The following is an 18,827-nucleotide window of genomic DNA, read 5'->3' on the forward strand; positions in this document are numbered from 1 at the left end:
GAACAGCACGGCGCGCTCGCGCTCGATGAGCGCGGTGTCGAGGTTGGCCTTCGAGAACGACTCGGTGGCCAGCACGCCGCGCAGGAACTGCACGTTGGTCGCCACGCCCACGATGTGGGTCTGCGCCAGTGCCGCGTCGAGCCGCGCGAGCGCCTCGTCGCGCGTGGCGCCATGCACGATCAGCTTGGCGATCATCGAGTCGTAGAACGGCGAGATCTCGCCGCCCTCGCGCACGCCGTCGTCGATGCGCACGCGGCTGCGCTGGAAGGCCGTGGCCTGCGGCTTGCGGTAGATGCGCAGGGTGCCGGTGGCGGGCAGGAAGTTGTTGTCGGGGTTCTCGGCGCAGATGCGCGCCTCGATCGCATGGCCGTGGATCCGCAGCTCGGACTGCTGCGCGGGCAGCGTGCCGCCCGCGGCGACGCGCAATTGCCATTCGACGAGGTCGAGGCCGGTGATGGCTTCCGTCACGGGATGCTCCACCTGCAAGCGGGTGTTCATCTCCATGAAGAAGAAATTCATTTCTCCGCCGTCGCGCTGCTCCACGATGAACTCCACCGTACCGGCGCCCACGTAGTTCACGGCACGCGCCGCGGCCACCGCGGCCTCGCCCATCTGCTGGCGCATCGCCTCGGTCATGCCGGGCGCGGGCGCTTCCTCGAGCACCTTCTGGTGGCGCCGCTGCACCGAGCAGTCGCGCTCGAACAGGTAGACGTAATTGCCGTGGCTGTCGCCGAAGACCTGGATCTCGATGTGGCGCGGGCGCTGCACGTACTTCTCGATCAGCACCGCGTCGTCGCCGAAGCTGTTGATGGCCTCGCGCTTGCACGAGGCCAGCGCGGCCTCGAAATCGGCCGCCTTGTCGACCGCGCGCATGCCCTTGCCGCCGCCGCCCGCGCTGGCCTTGATCAGCACCGGGTAGCCGATGCGGTCGGCCTCGCGCTGCAGCAGCGCCGGGTCCTGGTCGTGGCCGTGGTAGCCGGGCACCAGCGGCACGCCGGCCTTCTCCATCAGTTGCTTCGACTCGGCCTTCAGGCCCATGGCCTTGATCGCCGAAGGCGGCGGGCCGATGAAGACCAGGCCGGCATCGGCGCAGGCCTGCGCGAACTCCTCGTTCTCGCTGAGGAAGCCGTAGCCCGGGTGCACCGCCTCGGCGCCCGTGGCCTTGGCGGCCTCGAGGATCTTCTCCCAGCGCAGGTAGCTGTCCTTCGGCGCGCTGCCGCCCAGGTGCACCGACTCGTCGCAGGCGCGCACGTGGTTGGCATGCGCGTCGGCATCGGAGTACACGGCGACCGTGCGGATCGCCATGCGGCGCGCGGTGGCGGCGACGCGGCAGGCGATCTCGCCACGGTTCGCAATCAGGATCTTCTTAAACATTGGACGAGTCTCCCGGAGGATTCTTTTTCGGTTGAAACGCGGGCACGACGCCCGGATCGGGCCGGCCGCTGAAGATGCGGGCGACGCGGGAGAACAGCGCCTTGAGGAAGCGCCAGCTCTTGCGGATCAGCCACACGCTCGCGGCCAGCACGAGCACGAACAGCACGAGGAAGACGAAGGGATGCGCCACGGCCAGCCACAGGCCCGCGGGCACCATGGTGTCCTCGACCAGCGAGGCGCCCACGTTCGAGAACGGCTCGGGCGAGGTGTTGATGGCCGCGCGCGTGGTGGCCTTGGCCGCATGCGCGGTGGCCGCGAAGCCGCCGCCGAGCAGCGCCGCCACCAGCGCCATCGCGCCATGGTCGACGCCGAACACGCTGGCCGCGAGCGCCGCGCCCGCGGGAATGCGGATCGCGGTGTGGACCACGTCCCAGAGCGAATCGAGGCCCGGGATCTTGTCGGCGAAGAACTCGACGAACACCATGAAGCCACTGGCCGCGATCACCACCGGATGCGCGAGCAGCTGCAGCCCACCCGGCAGCGGCACCCAGCCGAGGTAGCCGACCAGGCCCGTGAGCAGCACCACCAGGTACAGCCGCACGCCGCTGGCCCAGCCGATGGCGGCGGCCAGGGCGAGCAGCTGGGGCATGTCGAGCGCGGTCATGGGATGAAGGAGCCGGTCAGGACGACGCGCCCGCGAGCCAGGACGGCTTGCGCTTCTGCAGGAAGGCCTGCACACCCTCGCGGCCCTCCTCGCTGGCGCGGATGTCGGCGATGCCCTCGACCGTCTTCGCGATCAGCGCATCGTCGATCTCGCGGCCCGCCACGTCGGCCACCAGCTGCTTGCAGGCGCGCACGGCGGCCGGGCTCGCGCCGGTCAGCGCCTTCAGCAGCTCGTCGACCTTGGCATCGAGCGCATCCGCCGCCACCACCTCGTGCACGAAGCCGATGCGGTGCGCCTCGGCGGCGCCGAAGCGCTCGGCCGTGAGGAAGTAGCGCTGCGAGGCGCGCGTGCCCATGGCGCGCAGCACGTAGGGGCTGATGGTGGCGGGCACCAGGCCGATCCTGACCTCGCTGAGGCAGTACCAGGCGCTGTCCACGCTCACGGCCATGTCGCAGGCTGCGACCAGTCCCATGCCGCCCGCGTAGACATCGCCCTGCACGCGCGCGATGGTCGGCTTCGGGCACTCGGCGATGGTGCGCAGCATGGCGGCGAGCTTGCCGGCGTCGGCGATGTTCTCGTCGCGGCTGTAGTCGGCCATGCGGCGCATCCAGTTGAGGTTGGCGCCGGCGCAGAAGGCCGGGCCGTTGGCGCCCAGCACGATGGCCTTGACCTGCGCCGCCGCGCCGGCCTCGGTGAAGGCGCGCGTCAGCTCGGCGATGACCACGTCGTCGAAGGCGTTGCGGGCCTCGGGCTGGTCGAGCCAGATGCGCGCCACGGCGCCGTCGATCGCGAGGCTCAGCTTGGTGAAGTCGCTCATGCCGCGTTCCTCCTCACATGCGGAAGATGCCGAACTTCGGCTCGGGGATCGGCGCGTTGCGCGCGGCCGCCAGGCCCAGCGCGAGCACGCGGCGCGTGTCGGCCGGATCGATGATGCCGTCGTCCCACAGCCGCGCGGTGGCGTAGTAGGGATGGCCCTGGTCCTCGTACTGCTGGCGGATCGGCGCCTTGAAGGCCTCTTCCTCGTCGGCGCTCCACTGGCCGCCCTTGGCCTCGATGCCGTCGCGCCGCACGGTCGCGAGCACGCTCGCGGCCTGCTCGCCGCCCATCACGCTGATGCGCGCGTTGGGCCACATCCAGAGGAAGCGCGGGCTGTAGGCCCGGCCGCACATGCCGTAGTTGCCGGCGCCGAAGCTGCCGCCGATGATGATGGTGAACTTCGGCACGTTGGCGGTGGCCACGGCCGTCACCATCTTGGCGCCGTGGCGCGCGATGCCCTCGTTCTCGTACTTGCGGCCCACCATGAAGCCCGTGATGTTCTGCAGGAACACCAGCGGCGTCTTGCGCTGGCAGCACAGCTCGATGAAGTGCGCGCCCTTCTGCGCCGATTCGGAGAACAGGATGCCGTTGTTGGCGACGATGCCCACCGGCATGCCCTCGATCTCGGCGAAGCCGCAGACCAGGGTAGCGCCGAAGCGGGCCTTGAACTCGTGGAACTCGCTGCCGTCGACCACGCGCGCGATGATCTCGCGCACGTCGAAGGGCTTGCGCGTGTCGGTGGGGATCACGCCGTAGAGCTCCTCGCGCGGGAACGCGGGCTCGCGCACCGCGGCCTTCGCCGGGCCCTCGGCCGCCTTCGCGTTGAGGTTGGCCACCGCCGAGCGCGCGAGCGCCAGCGCATGCAGGTCGTTCTGTGCCAGGTGGTCGGCCACGCCCGACAGCCGCGTGTGCACGTCGCCGCCGCCCAGGTCTTCGGCCGTCACCACCTCGCCGGTGGCCGCCTTCACCAGCGGCGGGCCGCCCAGGAAGATGGTGCCCTGGTTCTTCACGATGATCGATTCGTCGCTCATCGCCGGCACGTAGGCACCGCCCGCGGTGCACGAGCCCATGACCACGGCGATCTGGCCGATGCCCTGGGCGCTCATGTTGGCCTGGTTGTAGAAGATGCGGCCGAAGTGCTCGCGGTCGGGGAACACCTCGTCCTGGTTCGGCAGGTTGGCGCCGCCCGAGTCGACCAGGTAGATGCACGGCAGCCGGTTCTGCTCGGCGATCTCCTGCGCGCGCAGGTGCTTCTTCACCGTCATCGGGTAGTAGGTGCCGCCCTTCACGGTGGCGTCGTTGCACACCACCATGCAGTCGACGCCGTTGACCCGGCCGATGCCCGCGATGATGCCGGCGCCGGGCGCGTCGCCCTTGTACATGCCGTGCGCGGCCAGCGGCGACAGCTCGAGGAAGGGCGTGCCCGGATCGAGCAGCTCGGCCACGCGCTCGCGCGGCAGCAGCTTGCCGCGCGCCGTGTGCTTGGCGCGCGCGGCCTCGCCGCCGCCTTGCGCAACCGCGGCGAACTGCGACTGCAGGTCGTCGACCAGCGCGCGCATGGCGGCGGCATTGGCCTGGAAGTCGGCCGAGCGGGCGTTGAGTTTGGTTTCGAGTTGGGTCATGGTGCAGTCAATGTCGGGAACGGGGCGCGCGGCCCCCGTGTTCAGGCGGTGCGCGCTTCGTCGAGGCCGAGCTCGGCCTTCATCTCGTCGCGGATCTTGAACTTCTGGATCTTGCCGGTCACGGTCATCGGGAAGGCCGGCACGAAGCGGATGTACTTCGGCACCTTGTAGTGCGCGATCTGGCCCTTGCAGAACTCGCGCACCTCTTCCTCGGTGACGCTCTGGCCGGGCTTGGCGATGATCCAGGCGCAGAGCTCCTCGCCGTACTTGCGGTCGGGCAGGCCCACCACCTGCACGTCCTGCACCTTGGGATGGCGGTAGAGGAACTCCTCGATCTCGCGCGGGTAGATGTTCTCGCCGCCCCGGATCACCATGTCCTTGATGCGGCCCACGATGTTGACGTAGCCCTCGGCGTCCATGGTCGCGAGGTCGCCGGTGTGCATCCAGTGCTCGGCATCGATGGCCTCGCGCGTCTTGGGCTCGTCGTCCCAGTAGCCGTGCATCACCGAATAGCCGCGCGTGCAGAGCTCGCCCGACTGGCCCGGCGGCATGGTCCTGCCGGTCTCGGGGTCGACGATCTTCACCTCGAGGTGCGGCTGCACCGTGCCCACGGTCGACACGCGGCGGTCGAGCGGCGTGTCGGTGCTGCTCTGGCAGCTCACCGGGCTGGTCTCGGTCATGCCGTAGGCGATGGTGATCTGCTCGAGGTGCATCTCGCTGACCACGCGCTTCATCACCTCGATCGGACACGGCGAGCCGGCCATGATGCCGGTGCGCAGGGTCGAGAGGTCGAACTCCTTGAAGCGCGGATGGTCGAGCTCGGCGATGAACATCGTGGGCACGCCATGCAGGCCGGTGCACTTCTCGGCCTGCACCGTCTCGAGCACGGTCAGCGGATCGAAGCCGTCGTTCGGATAGACGATGGCCGAGCCGTGCGTGAGGCAGGCCAGGTTGCCGAGCACCATGCCGAAGCAGTGGTAGAGCGGCACCGGGATGCACAGCCGGTCGTCCGGCCCGAGCTTCATGCACTCGCCGATGAAGAAGCCGTTGTTGAGGATGTTGCGGTGCGTCAGCGTCGCGCCCTTGGGAAAGCCCGTGGTGCCGCTGGTGAACTGGATGTTGATCGGGTCGGTGGCCTTGAGCGTCTTCTGCACCGCGGCGACCTTCGGGTCGGCCGCGTCGCCGCTGGCCAGCAGCGCCGAGAAGCGCCGCATGCCGGGCACCTCGGCGCCCTCGCCGGCCTTGTCGATCCAGAAGGTGTGGGCCAGCTGCGGCAGCCGCTTCGGGCCGAGCTCCTGCAGCATGCCGAGGTAGTCGCTGGTCTTGAACTGCGCCATCGTCACCAGTGCCTTGCAGCCGACCTTGTTGAGCGCGTACTCGAGCTCGGCGGTGCGGTAGGCGGGATTGATGTTGACGAGGATCAGGCCGACCTTGGCGGTGGCGATCTGCATCAGCACCCATGGCGCGTTGTTGTGCGACCAGATGCCCACGCGGTCGCCCGGCGCGAGCCCCAGCTTCAGCAGCGCGCTGGCGAGCCGGTCCGACTCGGCCTGCAGTTCGCGGTAGCTGAAGCGCAGGCCTTCGTGGCGGCTCACGAGCGCCTCGCGATCGGATTGCCGCTCGACCATGTCGTCGAAGAAGTCGCCGATGGTCTGTTCGATGAGGGGGACGTCAGTGGCGCCCTTGCCGTAGCTCTCGGTCAGTGCTGCAGTCATGTTGATGTCCTTGTCTCCTTGCCTTGCCTCTTCTCCTCTGGGGGAGGGAGAAAAACCGAACTAAGCGGTCTCTGCGAACAGCTCGCGCCCGATCAGCATGCGCCGGATCTCGCTGGTGCCCGCGCCGATCTCGTAGAGCTTGGCGTCGCGCCACAGCCGTTCGACCGGGAATTCCTTGGTGTAGCCCACGCCGCCGAGCGCCTGGATCGCCTCGCCGGCCATCCAGGTCGCCTTCTCGGCCGAGTAGAGGATCGCGCCGGCCGCGTCCTTGCGGAAGGTGCGCGCATGGTCGTTGCGGTCGCAGGCCTTGCCCACGGCGTAGACGTAGGCGCGCGTGGCCTGCCAGGTCGAGTACATGTCGGCGATCTTGCCCTGCATGAGCTGGAACTCGCCGATGCTCTGGCCGAACTGCTTGCGCTCGTGGATGAAGGGCAGCACCGCATCCATGCAGGCGGCCATGATCCCCAGCGGGCCGCCCGAGAGCACGGCGCGCTCGTAGTCGAGGCCGCTCATCAGCACCTTCGCGCCCTGGCCCTCGCCGCCGAGCACGTTCTCCTCGGGCACCTCGCAGTTGTCGAAGAACAGCGGGAAGGTGTTGGAGCCGCGCATGCCGAGCTTGTCGAGCTTGGTGCCGGCCGAGAAGCCCTTGAAGCCCTTCTCGACGATGAAGGCGGTCATGCCGCGCGCGCCCATCTCGGGCTCGGTCTTGCCGTAGATCACCAGCGTGTCGGCGTCGCCGCCGTTGGTGATCCACATCTTGCCGCCGTTGAGCACGTAGTAGCCGTCCTTCTTCTCGGCCTTGAGCTTCATGCTGACCACGTCGGAGCCGGCATTGGGCTCGCTCATGGCCAGCGCGCCCACGTGCTCGCCGCTCACCAGCTTGGGCAGGTACTTCTTCTTCTGCGCCTCGCTGCCGTTGCGGTGGATCTGGTTCACGCACAGGTTCGAGTGCGCGCCGTACGACAGGCCGACCGAGGCCGAGGCGCGCGACACCTCTTCCATCGCCACGATGTGGGCCAGGTAGCCGAGCTCGGTACCGCCGTACTCCTCCTTCACGGTCATGCCGTGCAGGCCGAGGTCGCCGAGCTTCTTCCAGAGGTCGTGCGGGAACAGGTTCTCGCGGTCGATGTCGGCGGCGCGGGGTGCGATTTCATTCGCGGCGAAGTCCTGGATCGCGCTGCGCAGCGAGTCGATGGTTTCGCCCAGGTCGAAGTTCAGGCCGGGATCGTGCATGGGTGTTGTCTCCTCTGAAGGGGGCCGGCGCGTGGGGCTGCCCGCGCCACGACGCGCTGGAAAGGCGCCAGCTTACGCCTCGTCGCGCCGCAATTGGCGCCACAATGGTTGCAATTTGCGCCACGCCGGCTCCGCCTCGCCATGTCCTCCCCCTCCTTCCTCCGCCCCGCCCGCGCGGTCACGCCGATGGCCTTCGTGCGAGCCATCGTCAAGGGCTACGAGCGCTACGGCCAGGACCCGTCCGAGGCGCTGAAGGTGGCACAGATCACGCCGCGCGAGCTCGCGCGGCCCGGCGCGCGCGTGACGGCGGCGCAGTTCGAGGCGCTGTCGGGCCACGCGATGCAGGAGCTCGACGACGAGGCACTGGGCTGGTTCTCGCGCCGCCTGCCCTGGGGCAGCTACGGCATGCTGTGCCGCGCCTCGCTGACCTCGCCCGACCTCGGCGTGGCGATCAAGCGCTGGTGCCGCCACCACCGGCTGCTGACCGAGGACATCGGCCTCGCGCTCGAGGTGGCGGGCGGCGTGGCCACGCTGCGCATCGGCGAGAACCGCCCGCTCGATCCGGCCTTCCGCGAGTTCTGCCTCGTGACCAGCCTGCGCTTCATGCACGGCTACATGTGCTGGGCCATCGATTCACGCATCTCACTGCGGCAGGCCGGCTTTCCCTTTCCCGCGCCGGCGCACCGCGACGCCTACGCGGCGATGTTCACGCCCGAGGTGCGCTTCGACGCCGCGCGCGCGAGCATCGCCTTCGACGAGCGCTACCTCGCGCTGCCGCTGCAGCGCGACGAGCGCGCGCTGCGCACCATGCTCAAGCGCGCGCTGCCGCTCACGATCCTGCAGTACCGGCGCGACCGGCTGCTGGGCCAGCGCGTGCGCGAGCTGCTGCGCTCGCGCGCCGCCGAGACCACCACCGCCGAGGCGCTGGCCACGCTGCTCAACGTGTCGAGCCGCACGCTGCACCGCCAGCTGCAGGAGGAAGGCAGCTCGCTGCAGGCGCTCAAGAACGAGGTGCGGCACGAGCTCGCGGTCGACCTGCTGCGGCGCACCCACCGGCCGATCAAGCAGGTCGCGCTGGCGGCGGGCTTTCGCAACGAGAAGAGCTTCTCGCGCGCTTTTCTACAATGGACGGGACTCGCACCCAGGGACTTCCGCCAGCAGGCCGCCACGCCAGCGCCCGGGACGTCACGCACCCGAGACCTCCCTCCATGAACGGTTACGCGCGGATTCGCAAGCTCCGGGTCTTCGGCGCCCGGGTCTACATCCACTGGTCCGCCCTCCTGGTCGGGGCCGGCCTGTTCCTTTTGTGCATCCGCACGCCGCTGCTCGCGGTCATCACCATCGTCTCCTACTTCGGCATCATCTTCCTGCACGAGGCCGGCCACGCGGGCTTCGCCCGCCGCATGGGCTACCGGCCGTTCGCGATCTACCTCGGCGTGATCCACGGCGTGTGCGACTACGAGGAGCCCTACAGCCACAAGGACGAGGCCATCGTGGCCTGGGGCGGCGTCGCGGCACAGATGATGGTGGCGCTGCCGCTGATCGCGCTGGCCGCCACCACGCCGCTGGCGAGCGTGCGCGGGCTCGGGCCGGTGGTCGCCTTCCTCGGCTACTTCAATCTCGTGTTCGCGCTGCTCAACCTGGTGCCGGTGGCGCCGCTCGACGGCGCCAAGGCCTGGGCGCTGATCCCGATCGCGCTGGCCGAGCGGCGCCACAAGGCGCTTGCCGCGCGCCGCTCCGGCAAGCGCTGAACCCGGCGCTCACTGCGCCTCGATGCTCAGTTCGCGCATGCGCCGCGTGATGACGTCGAACTCGGCGCGGTAGGCGCTGGCGAACTGCTCGGGCGTGCTGTTCATGATCTCGAAGCCGCGGGCCACGAACTGCTGGCCGACCTCGGGCGCGCCCACCACCTCGCGCACCTCCTTCGCGAGCCGCTCCACGATGGGCTTCGGCGTGGCCGCGGGCGCCAGCAGGCCGATCCAGACGTTGCTGTCGTACAGCGGGTCGTCGAAGCCCAGCTCGTGCATCGTCGGCACCTGCGGCAAGGTGCTCGAACGCTGCCGCCCGAGCACGGCCAGCGGCACGATCTTGCCGCCCGGCACGTGCTGCATCGCGCTCGCCACCGACGACAGCCCGATGTCGACCGTGCCCGACAGCAGGTCGGTGACCACCAGCCCCTCGCCGCGCTGCGGCACGTGCACCATGCCGCCGCCCAGGCTGCGGTTGAGGCTCTCGCCGGCCAGGTGGCCCAGGCCGCCGATGCCCCACGAGGCATAGCTGAGCTTCGCGCCACCGGGCCCGGCCTTGGCCTTGAGGTCGGCGAGGCTGCGCAGGCCCGAGCCCGGATGGGTCGAGATCAGCGCCGGGCTGCGCACGATCTGCGTGATCGGCGCGAAGTCCTTGCGCGGGTCGTAGGCCAGCGTGCGGTAGAGCGCGGTGTTGTTGATCTGCGAGTCGGTGATCGTCATCAGCAGCGTGTAGCCGTCGGCCTTGGCGCGCGCCACCTCGGCGGCGCCGATGGCACCGGCTGCGCCCGCCTTGTTGTCGACCACCACCGGCTGGCCCAGCGCCTTCGACAGGCGCTCGCCGACGGTGCGCGCCACGTAGTCGGTGGCGCCGCCGGCCGGATAGGGCACGACGATGCGGATCGGCCGCGACGGGTAGGCCTCCTGGGCGGCGGCGGGAACGGCGAAGGCCAGCGCGGCGCAGGCGATCGAAAGCAGCTTGAACATGGGTCTTGTCTCCTCGTGGGTTCTTGTGGGTTCCGGTGCGCAGCGTTTCAGCAGCTCGCGGCGCGCTCGGGCTGCGCGCGCGGCGGCGGCACCTCGTTCCGCCGCTCGTCCTCGAGCGCCTGCGCCACCAGCCGGCGGAACTGCACCAGCGCCGAATCCATGGCCAGCGGCAGCATCGGCAGCAAGGGCGCGTGCTCGATGTTGCGGGCCTGCGCGGTGATCATGTCGCGGTCCTCGTTGAAGGCCACGATCAGGCTGTCGTAGAGCGTGCGCGTGAGCTGCTCGCCGCCGAGCGAGGGCCGGTGCGCCTGCTGGAAGAAGTAGTGGGTGCTGGTCTCGGTCTCGGGCGTCAGGGTCTGGCAGCTGTGCAGCTCGACGGCATGGCGCATGTCGCCCTCGGCGTCCTCCACGGGGCGCCCACCCGACTGCATCAGCAGCGTGCCCGGCAGCACGAAGTCGTAGACGAACCAGCGGTCGAAGCGCGCATCGGGCGCGAAGGGCCGCGCGCCGGCCCAGTGCGCGGGCGGCGGCACGTTCTCCACCCGGCGCGTCACGCGCAGGCCGCGCTCGATCTTCTCGATCTCGGGTCGCGCCTGCGCGATCGCGGTCGAGCCGCCGAGCGTCTTCTCGTGCACGTAGCTCAGGTGCGAGAAGTCCAGCAGGTTGTCGCAGATCAGCAGGTAGGGCGTGTCGTAGTGCAGGTAGCCCGGGATGTGGCGCCACTCGGGGTGGTCGCACGAGAAGTTGTCGGGCAGCAGCGCCGTGTCGGCGCGCTCGGCCTCGCCCATCCACACGAACACCCAGCGGTTGCGCACCGCCACCGGGTAGCTGCGCACCCGTGCGCGCGGCGGCACCGTCGCCATGCCCGGCACCTCGACGCAGAGGCCGCGCGCATCGAACTTGAGCCCGTGGTAGCCGCAGCGCACGCAGTCGCCCTCGCGCCGGCCCTTGGACAGCGGCGCGTGGCGATGGCAGCAGCGATCCTCGAGCGCCACCACCTCGCCCTGCGCGGTGCGGTAGAGCAGCAGCGGCTCGCCGATCACCGTGCGGTTGAACAGGCCCTCGGCGGGAATCTCGTGGTCCCAGGCGACCACGTACCAGCAGTTGCGGATGAACATGCGCGTTCTCGTCTCCATCGTGTGCGGCGGGATCGTGTGCCCGCCGCTGCCGCGATCGTGGGGCGAACGGCCGGGCGGCGCGTCCCCCGCGAAGGGGACGGCAAGGACTTCGATCAGCGAGGGAGGGTCAGGCCGCGAGCCGCACCAGCGCGGCGCGGTCGTGGATGCCGAGCTTGAGGTAGGCGCGCTTGCGCAGCGTGACCACGCTCGAGGGCGCGATGTCGAGGTCGGCCGCGATGCCGTCGGCCGTGAGCCCGCAGGCGATGCGCGCCGCCACATCGAGCTCGCGCGCGCTCAGCGCGATTGCCAGCGCCGCGATGCGCGCGCGGGCCAGCGCGATGCGGGTGTCCATGTCGGGCCCGACCCCGCCCGCGCCCACCAGGTTGCGGTGCACCTGCCGCAGCAGCGGCGACACCGCGAGCACGCGCTCGATCTCCTGCGGCGCGAAGCGGCCCATGGCCTCGCTGCGGTAGAGGTTGATCGAGAACGCCGTGCGCGGCGCCGGCATGTAGAGCAGCGCCAGCCGCTCCGAGAGATGCTCGCGCTCGTAGATCTGCTGGCGCCAGCCGGCATCGGGGATGTCGGGCGAGCGCATGTGGAGCACCGTCATCGCGGCCGACTCGCGGGTCTGCACGCGCATCTGCCGCGCGATGCGCGTGGCGTCGTCGAAGCGGTAGAAGTGGCGCCGGTACTGCGCGAAGCAGTCGCGCGTGACATTGGGCGTGGCCGCGTGGAACGAGTGCCCCTCGATCTGCGCCGGTGCCTCGTCGCCATGCGACACCAGCGAGATGAACTCCACCGGCAGCAGCGCATTGAGGAAATGCAGCATCGCGCGCGCCGGCGCCGCGTCGCGCGGCGCATCGAGCAGCAGCGAGACCGCGCGCAGGTCGAGCACGGCCGACGACGGCCGGCCGAGGGCGGCATCGGAGACCTGCCAGGTGGATTGCGGCGGCGTCGGCTGCATGCCGGAATTGTGGCGGCCGGCGGCGCGGCGCGGAATGCCTGGCGCTCGGGATTAACCCGCGCCGGCCTTCAGGCGGCCGAGCACCTCGGGATTGACGACATTGCTCGGCTGCCCACGCGCGAAGGCCACGATCTGGTCGAACACGTCGGAGAACTGCAGCTCGTACTCCTCGCGCGTCACATAGCCGATGTGCGGCGTGCAGACCAGGTTCGGCAACCGCAGCAGCGGATCGGCGGGATCGACCAGCGGCTCGGTCTCGTAGACGTCGACCGCGCCCATGCCGGGCCGGCCGGCCTGCAGCGCGGCCACCAGCGCACCGGGCTCGATCAGGCCGGCGCGGCTGGTGTTCACGAGGACCGCATCGGGCTTCATGCGCGCGAGGTCCTCGCGCCGCACGATGCCGCGCGTGGCCGGCACCAGCCGCATGTGGAGCGAGATCGCATCGCAGTCGCCGAAGAAACGCTCTCGGTCCGGCGCGCATTCGCGGCCGTCCGCGCGCGCCCGGGCCATCGACTCGGGCCGCGCCCACACGCACACCTGCATGCCGAAGGCCTCGGCATAGCCCGCCACCGCCTGCCCGATGCGGCCATAGCCGTAGATCCCGAGCGTCTTGCCGCGCAGCGTGCTGCCCACGCCGGTCTGCCAGCCGCCGCGCTGCAACGACGCCATCTGCTGCGGAATCCGCCGCGCCGCGCACAGCAGCAGCGCCCATGTGAGCTCGGCCGCGGCGTAGGAAGGCGTGCCCGCATGCTGGTCCGACGACAGCACGATGCCCAGCCGCGTGCAGGCCTCGACGTCGATGTGCGGATAGACGCTGCGCTGGCTGATCAGCCGCAGCCGCGGCAGCCGCTCGAGCACCGGCGCGCGCAGCGCGGTGCGCTCGCGGATCAGCACCACGGCATCGGCCTGCGACAGCCGCTGCACCAGCGCGTCGGGCTCGTCCACGTGGTCGTTCCACACCGTCACCTCGTGCCCGTCGAGCTTGGCGAAGCAGGGCAGCGTGCGCAGCGTGTCGAAGTAGTCGTCCAGCACCGTGATGTTCATGGCGGCGGATTCTGTGCCTGCAATCCGGCTGCGTAAAATGAATTTATCTGGACCATTGCTGCAATCGCCTCATGAAAGTGGACATGCTCGGCCTGCAGGCATTCCTCGCCGTGGCGGAGCACGGCAGCTTCCATGCCGGCGCCGATTCGCTGCACATCACCTCCACCGCGCTGACGCGCCGGCTGCAGAACCTCGAGGCAGTGCTCGGCGTGCAGCTGGTGGAACGCACGACGCGCTCGCTGGCGCTCACGGTGATCGGCCAGAACTTCCTGCCGCAGGCGCGGCGGCTGCTCGCCGACATCTCCTCGGCCATGCTCGGCATCCGCGAGGCCGGCCAGGCCTCGCGCGGCAACGTGACCCTGGCCTGCGTGCCGACGGTCGGCGTGCAGTTCCTGCCCGCGGTGATCCAGGCCTACAGCGCCCTGTTCCCCGGCAACCGCATCAAGATCCTCGACCACTCGTCGGCCGGCGTGGCCGGCGCGATCCTGCAGCGCGAGGCCGAGTTCGGCATCAGCATCGCCGAGTCCTACGAGCCCGAGCTGGAGCGCATCCCGTTGCTGGACGACCGCTTCGTGCTCGCCTGCCGCGACGACCATCCGCTGGCGCGCCGCCGCAGCATCGCCTGGTCGCAACTCGAGGGCCACGCGCTGATCGTGCCGGGCCCGGGCAGCAGCAACCGCCCGCTGCTCGATGCGGCGCTGGCACCGAGCGGACTGAACCTGCCCTTCGTCTACGAGGTGCAGCGCAGCTCGACCGCCGTCGGGCTGGTGGCGCAGGGCGTGGGCGCCGCCGTGGTGCCGAAGCTGGCGGTGCAGGCCGGCACCTACCCGCGCATCGCGTTGATCGCGCTCGCGCAGCCCACGGTGCGGCGCAGCTTCGCGCTGCTGTCGCGCAAGGGCGCGGTGCTGTCGCCCGCCGCGCAGGCGCTCTACCGCCTGATCCTGTCGATGGCGAAGCCGGCGCGCGGCCGGCGCGCTCAGGCCGGCTGAGCGATCTTCGCGAGCGCCTCGGCGATCGAGGCGCTGTCGGTGGGCCGCACCAGCTTGGCCACTTCGCGGCCATCGCGCATGAACACCAGCGTGGGCCACAGCTTCACGCCGAACGAGCGGCCCAGCGGACGGCCGCTGCCGTCCTCGACCTTGATGTGGCGCAGGCCCGGATGCTGCGCGAAGGCCGCGGCGATGTCCGGCTGCGCGGCCTTGCAGACGCCGCACCAGTTGGTGCCGAACTCGACCACCGCGGGGCCTTGCAGGGCGTCGATCTCGCTGCGTTCGGGCTGTTCGGTCTTGTACTCGGAGGTCATGCGCGGGGGCTCCTGGTGGGCATTGGATGGTGTGCAGCCGCCGCCGGCGGCCGGTCGTGATTCGATTCGAACAGAAAGCCGGCAGCCCTGCCGCCGGTGGGTGTTCGCTTCAGCCGATGGGCCGGTGCGCCGCGAGCAGTGCCGGCAGTTCGGCCATGTCGCCGAACACCTGCACCGCGCCGACGCTGCGCAGCGCCTCGGGCCCGCTGTGGCCCGACTCGCCCGTGCTGTAGCCGAACACCGTCGCGCCCGCCGCCACGCCCGCCATCGCGCCCGTGACCGTGTCCTCGACCACCGCGCAGCGCTTCGGATCCACGCCCAGCGCCGCCGCCGCCGCGAGGTACACGTCGGGCGCCGGCTTGGAGCGCGGCATCTCGTGGCCGCTGAAGATCCGACCCGCGAAGCAGTCGAGGATGCCGACCTTCTCGAGCTGCAGCTCGACCTTGAAGCGATCCGCGCCCGAGGCGCAGGCGATGCGCCCGTCGAGCTGCTCGAACAGCGCGCGCACCGCGGCGGGCGCATTCGGGATCGCAGTCAGGTCCCGCTCGAGCGCCTCGTTGCGGCGCTCGCGAAAGCCGTGCAGCCATTCGGGCGTGATGCGAAAGCCGGTCTTCGACTCGATCAGGTCGGCTTCGTCCTTCACCGCCTTGCCGGTGAAGATGCGCATCGATTCGTCGGTGGTGAGAGGCCAGCCCAGTTCGCCGAGCATCTCGGCAAGCACGCGGTTGGTGATGGGTTCGGAGTCGACGAGGACACCGTCGCAGTCGAAAAGGACCGCGGCGAAAGGAAAGGAAGACATGGGGAGATGGTACCGGCCGAGCAAAGCGAAGGCCCGGCCAGCCCCCAAAAGGCCGAGCGAAGCGATGGCCCGACCCACTCCCCTCTGGCTGTGCCGAGGAGCGCAGGGGAAAGCGGGATCAGGGCCGCAGCTGTCTGAGCGCAACGAAGTGCAGCGAGTTCTGCGGACCCCCGCTTTCCCCGAGCACCGCAGGTTGCCCGCAGCGAAGCGGAGGGACACAGACAGCGGGGTCGCCTTTTCTTTGGTTACTTTCTTTTGGCGAAGCAAAAGAAAGTGACTCGCCCGCCGGGGCGAGACCCGGCCAACAGCCTCAACAAAAGCGCAGCAAACAAATCAACGCGCGTGCGTCACACCCCCATCGACCACCAACGTAGACCCCATCACATAGTCCCCCGCATTCGAAGCCAGAAAGATCGCCGCCCCCGCCATGTCCTCGGGCTTCCCGATCCGCCCCGCCGGAATCCGCCCCTTGATCTCATCCCCATGGTCCCGAGCATCCTTGTTCATGCTCGACGCAAAGGCCCCCGGCGCAATCGCACTCACCACGATCCCGTCCTGCGCCAGCCGCAGCGCCATGCGCCGCGTGAGCTGGATCAGCCCCGCCTTGCTCGCCGCATACGAGTAGGTCTCCTGCGGATTCACCGAGATCCCGTCGATCGAGGCGATGTTGATCACCTTCGCGAGGTGGTCGCCCCCCGCGGCCGCCTTCTTCAGCAGCGGCGTCAACGCCTGCGTCAGGAAGAACGGCGTCTTGAGGTTCAGGTCGACCACCTTGTCCCACCCGCTCTCCGGAAACTCCGCATAGGGCGCACCCCAGGCGGCACCGGCGTTGTTGACCAGGATGTCCAGCGAGGACTCGTGCTTCGCGAACGCGGCGACCAGCGCCTGCGCCCCTTCGAGCGTCGACACGTCGGCCGGCAGCGACACGCAATGCCCGAGGGCCGACAGCTCCTGGGCGGTCTGGTCGCAGGCCTCGGCCTTGCGCGCCGAGATGTAGACCCGCGCGCCCTGCGCGAGATAGCCCTCGGCGATCATGCGGCCGATGCCGCGCGAGCCGCCGGTGATGAGGGCGGTGCGGCCCTGGAGCGAGAAGAGTCGGGTGGTGTCCATGTGCGGCGTCTCCTGGTGTGCCTGGGGCCGCCCGATGGAAGAAAGGCAAGGGCAGCCGGAGGCCGCAGCTTAGTGCCGGCGCCGCGCCGCGGGCGTCACCTTGGCGCCAGCAGCAGGCGCAGCTGGCTGTCGAAGCGGCGCGGCTCGCCGGTCACTGGATCGGTGAAGGCGATGGAGCGCGCCAGCAGCTGCAGCGGCCGCTCGAAGTCGTCGGTGGCTACCGGTGTCAGCACCGGATAGAAGGGGTCGTTCACGATCGGCATGCCCAGCGCCATGCAGTGCACGCGCAGCTGGTGCCGCCGGCCCGTGACCGGCGAGAGCGCGAGATGCGCGAGGCCGTCGAAGACCTTCAGCACCGCAATGCCGGTCTCGGAGTTCGGTTCGCCGGGCGCCTCCTTCACCTGCATGAAGTGCGCGTCGTCGACCAGCCGGCTGCGGTAGACCGAGGGCAGCGCGGCCGCGGCGGCCTCGCCGCCGGGCAGCGGCACGATCGCCTCGTACTCCTTGTGCACCGTGCGCTGCGCGAACATGGTCTGGTAGGCGCCGCGCGTCTCTGGCCGCAGCGAGAACAGCAGCAGGCCCGCGGTGCTGCGGTCGATGCGGTGCAGCGGCGACAGCGCCTCGATGCCGAGCTTGCGCTTGAGCCGCACCAGCAGGCTCTGGTGCAGGTACTTGCCGGTGGGCGTGACCGGCACGAAGTGCGGCTTGTCGACCACCAGCAGGTGTTCGTCGCGGTACAGCACCTGCTCCTCGAACGGGATCGCCGGCTCGGTGTCGAGCGCGCGGTAGTAGAAGACGCGCAGCGGCGCCTGGTAGCGGCGCTCGGGCGTGACGGGCACGCCGTGCTCGTCGACCACCTCGCCGTCGCGGATGCGCCGCATCCAGGCCTCGGGCGCGATCGCGGTGAAGCGCGCGATCAGGAAATCGGCGATGGTGGGCCAGTGGTCCTCGGTCGGCAGGCCGACGCAACTCGCGCTCACGCCGTCGCGCATCGGCAGCGGCGGATGGGCGAGGCGGCCGCGGCTCATGCAAGGGCCTCTTCGAGCAGCGCGGCGATCTCGGCAGCCGAGGGGCGCGCGGCCACCTCGGGCTGCAGGCAGCGATCGCGCAGCGCCGTCATCGCGAAAGGCGGTTCATCGCAGCGCGCGGCCAGTTCCTCGAGCAGGCAGCCGAAGGCGCGCACCTCCAGTTGCCGCGCGCGCGCCGCGGCGTCGGCGGGCAGCGCATCGGCGAACCAGGCGGCGCCGAAGTCGCCGAGCCGCGCGCCCTGCTCGGGATGCCAGAGGATGTTGTGCGCATAGAGATCGCCATGCACCAGGCCGCGCGCATGCAGGTGCCGCATCGCCGCCGCGATGTCGCGCGCGATGCGCAACGCGGTGGCGGCGGACCAGCGGGCGTCGTCGGCATAGACGTCGCGCGTGCACGAGGCCAGGCTCGGCGGCCCGGCGAGCGTGCGGAACGACGCCGGCACGCGCGCCATCACCAGGCCCTGCGTGCCGTCGGGATGGCCGTCGATGCGGCCCTGCGCGCCGATCAGCGTGGCATGGGCGCCGGCCGCGATGCTGGCCGCGAGTTCGCTGCGCGGCCAGCCGTCGCTGGTGACGGCTCCCTTGAACAGCTTGACGGCGACCGGCTCCCGCTCGTTCAGCAACGCCTCGTGGATCACGCCCGAGGCCCCTTCGCCGAGCTGCGCGCCCAGCCGCAGCGCGCTCCAGTCGATGCGCGGCACCGCGGGCGCGATCGCCGCGGCCTCCTCGTCGCGCGCGTCGAAGGCATTGCCCGCGGCGGCCAGCCACGACAGGCGCGGCATCGACCACAACCAGCCGGGTGGCGTGGCGAAACGGTTGGCGGAGATGCGCAGCAACTCGAGCCGCGTGCAGCCGGCCAATGTTTCGGGCAGCGCGCTCAGGCGGTTGCCCGCGAGCATCAGCTTCTGCATGCGCGCGCAGTCACCCAGCGTGTCGGGCAGGCGCTCGATCGCGTTGTCGGTCAGGATCAGCCAGCGCAGCGAGGGCGCGAGCGCCGCGGCCGGCACCTCGGCGATGCGGTTGGCCTTGAAGCCCACGATGTCGAGGTTCGCGCAGTCGCCGATCGATTCGGGCAGCCGCGTGAAGCGGTTGTCGGAGCAGAACAGCACGCGCAGCCGGTGCAGCCGGCCCAGGTCGTCGGGCAGGCGGTCGAGCGCATTGCCCGTGAGGTTCAGTACCTCGAGCGTGTCGGCCAGGTCCAGGATTTCGCGCGGAAATTCCTCGAGGCCGCAGCCCAGGTCGAGCCGCGTGGCGCCGGCCAGCCGGCCCGCGCGCAGATCGGCCAGCGTGTGCGACATGTTCATG

General features: G+C 70.3%; 18 protein-coding genes. 3 read left to right on the top strand and 15 right to left on the bottom strand.

Translation table 11 applies throughout. The annotated features are described in order from the left end of the window. From AC27VN_RS04620 to AC27VN_RS04645, 6 genes are all read right to left on the bottom strand, one after another. Positions 1–1,374, bottom strand: a 1,374-nt coding sequence (locus AC27VN_RS04620) for an acetyl-CoA carboxylase biotin carboxylase subunit (RefSeq protein WP_490875793.1), incomplete at its 3' end; no start/stop codon positions are given. Beyond that, positions 1,367–2,038, bottom strand: coding sequence for a DUF4126 domain-containing protein (locus AC27VN_RS04625; protein WP_490875794.1), 672 nt, complete (start codon positions 2,036–2,038; stop codon positions 1,367–1,369). The genes AC27VN_RS04620 and AC27VN_RS04625, both read right to left, overlap by 8 nt. A gap of 16 nt (positions 2,039–2,054) precedes the next feature. Continuing rightward, complete coding sequence (locus AC27VN_RS04630) at positions 2,055–2,855, bottom strand: enoyl-CoA hydratase/isomerase family protein (RefSeq protein WP_490875795.1); 801 nt, start codon at positions 2,853–2,855, stop codon at positions 2,055–2,057. Positions 2,856–2,868: 13 nt separating this feature from the next. Beyond that, on the bottom strand, positions 2,869–4,476 hold the full coding sequence (locus AC27VN_RS04635; RefSeq protein ID WP_057590701.1) for a carboxyl transferase domain-containing protein: 1,608 nt from the start codon (positions 4,474–4,476) through the stop codon (positions 2,869–2,871). Positions 4,477–4,517: 41 nt separating this feature from the next. Further along, complete coding sequence (locus AC27VN_RS04640) at positions 4,518–6,191, bottom strand: AMP-binding protein (protein WP_490875796.1); 1,674 nt, start codon at positions 6,189–6,191, stop codon at positions 4,518–4,520. A 60-nt stretch (positions 6,192–6,251) separates the two neighbouring features. Then, positions 6,252–7,424: an isovaleryl-CoA dehydrogenase gene (locus AC27VN_RS04645; protein ID WP_057590699.1), complete on the bottom strand. Its 1,173-nt coding sequence runs from the start codon at positions 7,422–7,424 to the stop codon at positions 6,252–6,254. A 141-nt stretch (positions 7,425–7,565) separates the two neighbouring features. On the opposite strand from AC27VN_RS04645, the gene AC27VN_RS04650 reads away from it, so the two are divergent. After that, a complete protein-coding gene (locus AC27VN_RS04650) occupies positions 7,566–8,636 on the top strand; it encodes an AraC family transcriptional regulator (protein WP_490875797.1) in 1,071 nt (356 codons plus the stop codon). Then, a complete protein-coding gene (locus tag AC27VN_RS04655; RefSeq protein WP_490875798.1) occupies positions 8,633–9,175 on the top strand; it encodes a zinc metalloprotease in 543 nt (180 codons plus the stop codon). Before AC27VN_RS04650 ends, AC27VN_RS04655 begins: the two co-directional genes overlap by 4 nt. Positions 9,176–9,184: 9 nt before the next feature. On the opposite strand, the gene AC27VN_RS04660 is transcribed toward AC27VN_RS04655, so the two are convergent. The 4 genes from AC27VN_RS04660 to AC27VN_RS04675 all read right to left on the bottom strand — a co-directional run bounded on the left by AC27VN_RS04660 (position 9,185) and on the right by AC27VN_RS04675 (position 13,282). Further along, entirely contained in the window at positions 9,185–10,156 is a 972-nt protein-coding gene (locus AC27VN_RS04660) for a tripartite tricarboxylate transporter substrate-binding protein (RefSeq protein ID WP_490875799.1), read from the bottom strand. Positions 10,157–10,203: 47 nt separating this feature from the next. After that, positions 10,204–11,274: an aromatic ring-hydroxylating dioxygenase subunit alpha gene (locus AC27VN_RS04665; RefSeq protein ID WP_490875808.1), complete on the bottom strand. Its 1,071-nt coding sequence runs from the start codon at positions 11,272–11,274 to the stop codon at positions 10,204–10,206. A gap of 127 nt (positions 11,275–11,401) precedes the next feature. Then, a complete protein-coding gene (locus AC27VN_RS04670) occupies positions 11,402–12,238 on the bottom strand; it encodes a helix-turn-helix transcriptional regulator (RefSeq protein WP_398497519.1) in 837 nt (278 codons plus the stop codon). Between the two features lie 51 nt (positions 12,239–12,289). After that, positions 12,290–13,282, bottom strand: coding sequence for a D-2-hydroxyacid dehydrogenase family protein (locus tag AC27VN_RS04675; protein ID WP_490875800.1), 993 nt, complete (start codon positions 13,280–13,282; stop codon positions 12,290–12,292). A gap of 71 nt (positions 13,283–13,353) precedes the next feature. Here AC27VN_RS04675 and AC27VN_RS04680 point away from each other — a divergent pair, with 71 nt between their 5' ends. Beyond that, positions 13,354–14,271: a LysR family transcriptional regulator gene (locus tag AC27VN_RS04680; RefSeq protein WP_490875801.1), complete on the top strand. Its 918-nt coding sequence runs from the start codon at positions 13,354–13,356 to the stop codon at positions 14,269–14,271. Here the strand turns inward: AC27VN_RS04680 and AC27VN_RS04685 are convergent. From AC27VN_RS04685 to AC27VN_RS04705, 5 genes are all read right to left on the bottom strand, one after another. Next, complete coding sequence (locus AC27VN_RS04685) at positions 14,259–14,585, bottom strand: thioredoxin family protein (RefSeq protein WP_093348235.1); 327 nt, start codon at positions 14,583–14,585, stop codon at positions 14,259–14,261. The genes AC27VN_RS04680 and AC27VN_RS04685 overlap by 13 nt on opposite strands. Positions 14,586–14,694: 109 nt before the next feature. Next, the gene (locus tag AC27VN_RS04690; protein ID WP_490875802.1) at positions 14,695–15,384 is read right to left on the bottom strand and encodes an HAD family hydrolase; all 690 of its coding nucleotides are present in this window, start codon (positions 15,382–15,384) and stop codon (positions 14,695–14,697) included. A gap of 333 nt (positions 15,385–15,717) precedes the next feature. Beyond that, positions 15,718–16,494 (bottom strand): SDR family oxidoreductase, encoded by a 777-nt coding sequence (locus tag AC27VN_RS04695; RefSeq protein WP_490875803.1) that lies wholly within the window; start codon positions 16,492–16,494, stop codon positions 15,718–15,720. A gap of 95 nt (positions 16,495–16,589) precedes the next feature. Next, positions 16,590–17,522, bottom strand: coding sequence for a pseudouridine synthase (locus tag AC27VN_RS04700; RefSeq protein WP_296781221.1), 933 nt, complete (start codon positions 17,520–17,522; stop codon positions 16,590–16,592). Then, positions 17,519–18,820, bottom strand: coding sequence for a leucine-rich repeat-containing protein kinase family protein (locus AC27VN_RS04705; protein WP_490875809.1), 1,302 nt, complete (start codon positions 18,818–18,820; stop codon positions 17,519–17,521). Before AC27VN_RS04705 ends, AC27VN_RS04700 begins: the two co-directional genes overlap by 4 nt. Positions 18,821–18,827: the final 7 nt, after the last annotated feature.

The sequence above is a fragment of the Variovorax sp. 20P10.2.4 genome (assembly GCF_058244205.1).

What these genes read in the sequence shown, in the direction of transcription:
- AC27VN_RS04695 (WP_490875803.1), bottom strand. Translation starts at nt 16,494, where the DNA reads ATGGACACCACCCGACTCTTCTCGCTCCAGGGCCGCACCGCCCTCATC.
- AC27VN_RS04705 (WP_490875809.1), bottom strand. Translation starts at nt 18,820, where the DNA reads ATGTCGCACACGCTGGCCGATCTGCGCGCGGGCCGGCTGGCCGGCGCC.
- AC27VN_RS04645 (WP_057590699.1), bottom strand. Translation starts at nt 7,424, where the DNA reads ATGCACGATCCCGGCCTGAACTTCGACCTGGGCGAAACCATCGACTCG.
- AC27VN_RS04640 (WP_490875796.1), bottom strand. Translation starts at nt 6,191, where the DNA reads ATGACTGCAGCACTGACCGAGAGCTACGGCAAGGGCGCCACTGACGTC.
- AC27VN_RS04700 (WP_296781221.1), bottom strand. Translation starts at nt 17,522, where the DNA reads ATGAGCCGCGGCCGCCTCGCCCATCCGCCGCTGCCGATGCGCGACGGC.
- AC27VN_RS04690 (WP_490875802.1), bottom strand. Translation starts at nt 15,384, where the DNA reads ATGTCTTCCTTTCCTTTCGCCGCGGTCCTTTTCGACTGCGACGGTGTC.
- AC27VN_RS04635 (WP_057590701.1), bottom strand. Translation starts at nt 4,476, where the DNA reads ATGACCCAACTCGAAACCAAACTCAACGCCCGCTCGGCCGACTTCCAG.
- AC27VN_RS04660 (WP_490875799.1), bottom strand. Translation starts at nt 10,156, where the DNA reads ATGTTCAAGCTGCTTTCGATCGCCTGCGCCGCGCTGGCCTTCGCCGTT.
- AC27VN_RS04625 (WP_490875794.1), bottom strand. Translation starts at nt 2,038, where the DNA reads ATGACCGCGCTCGACATGCCCCAGCTGCTCGCCCTGGCCGCCGCCATC.
- AC27VN_RS04680 (WP_490875801.1), top strand. Translation starts at nt 13,354, where the DNA reads ATGAAAGTGGACATGCTCGGCCTGCAGGCATTCCTCGCCGTGGCGGAG.
- AC27VN_RS04670 (WP_398497519.1), bottom strand. Translation starts at nt 12,238, where the DNA reads ATGCAGCCGACGCCGCCGCAATCCACCTGGCAGGTCTCCGATGCCGCC.
- AC27VN_RS04675 (WP_490875800.1), bottom strand. Translation starts at nt 13,282, where the DNA reads ATGAACATCACGGTGCTGGACGACTACTTCGACACGCTGCGCACGCTG.
- AC27VN_RS04685 (WP_093348235.1), bottom strand. Translation starts at nt 14,585, where the DNA reads ATGACCTCCGAGTACAAGACCGAACAGCCCGAACGCAGCGAGATCGAC.
- AC27VN_RS04665 (WP_490875808.1), bottom strand. Translation starts at nt 11,274, where the DNA reads ATGTTCATCCGCAACTGCTGGTACGTGGTCGCCTGGGACCACGAGATT.
- AC27VN_RS04630 (WP_490875795.1), bottom strand. Translation starts at nt 2,855, where the DNA reads ATGAGCGACTTCACCAAGCTGAGCCTCGCGATCGACGGCGCCGTGGCG.
- AC27VN_RS04655 (WP_490875798.1), top strand. Translation starts at nt 8,633, where the DNA reads ATGAACGGTTACGCGCGGATTCGCAAGCTCCGGGTCTTCGGCGCCCGG.
- AC27VN_RS04650 (WP_490875797.1), top strand. Translation starts at nt 7,566, where the DNA reads ATGTCCTCCCCCTCCTTCCTCCGCCCCGCCCGCGCGGTCACGCCGATG.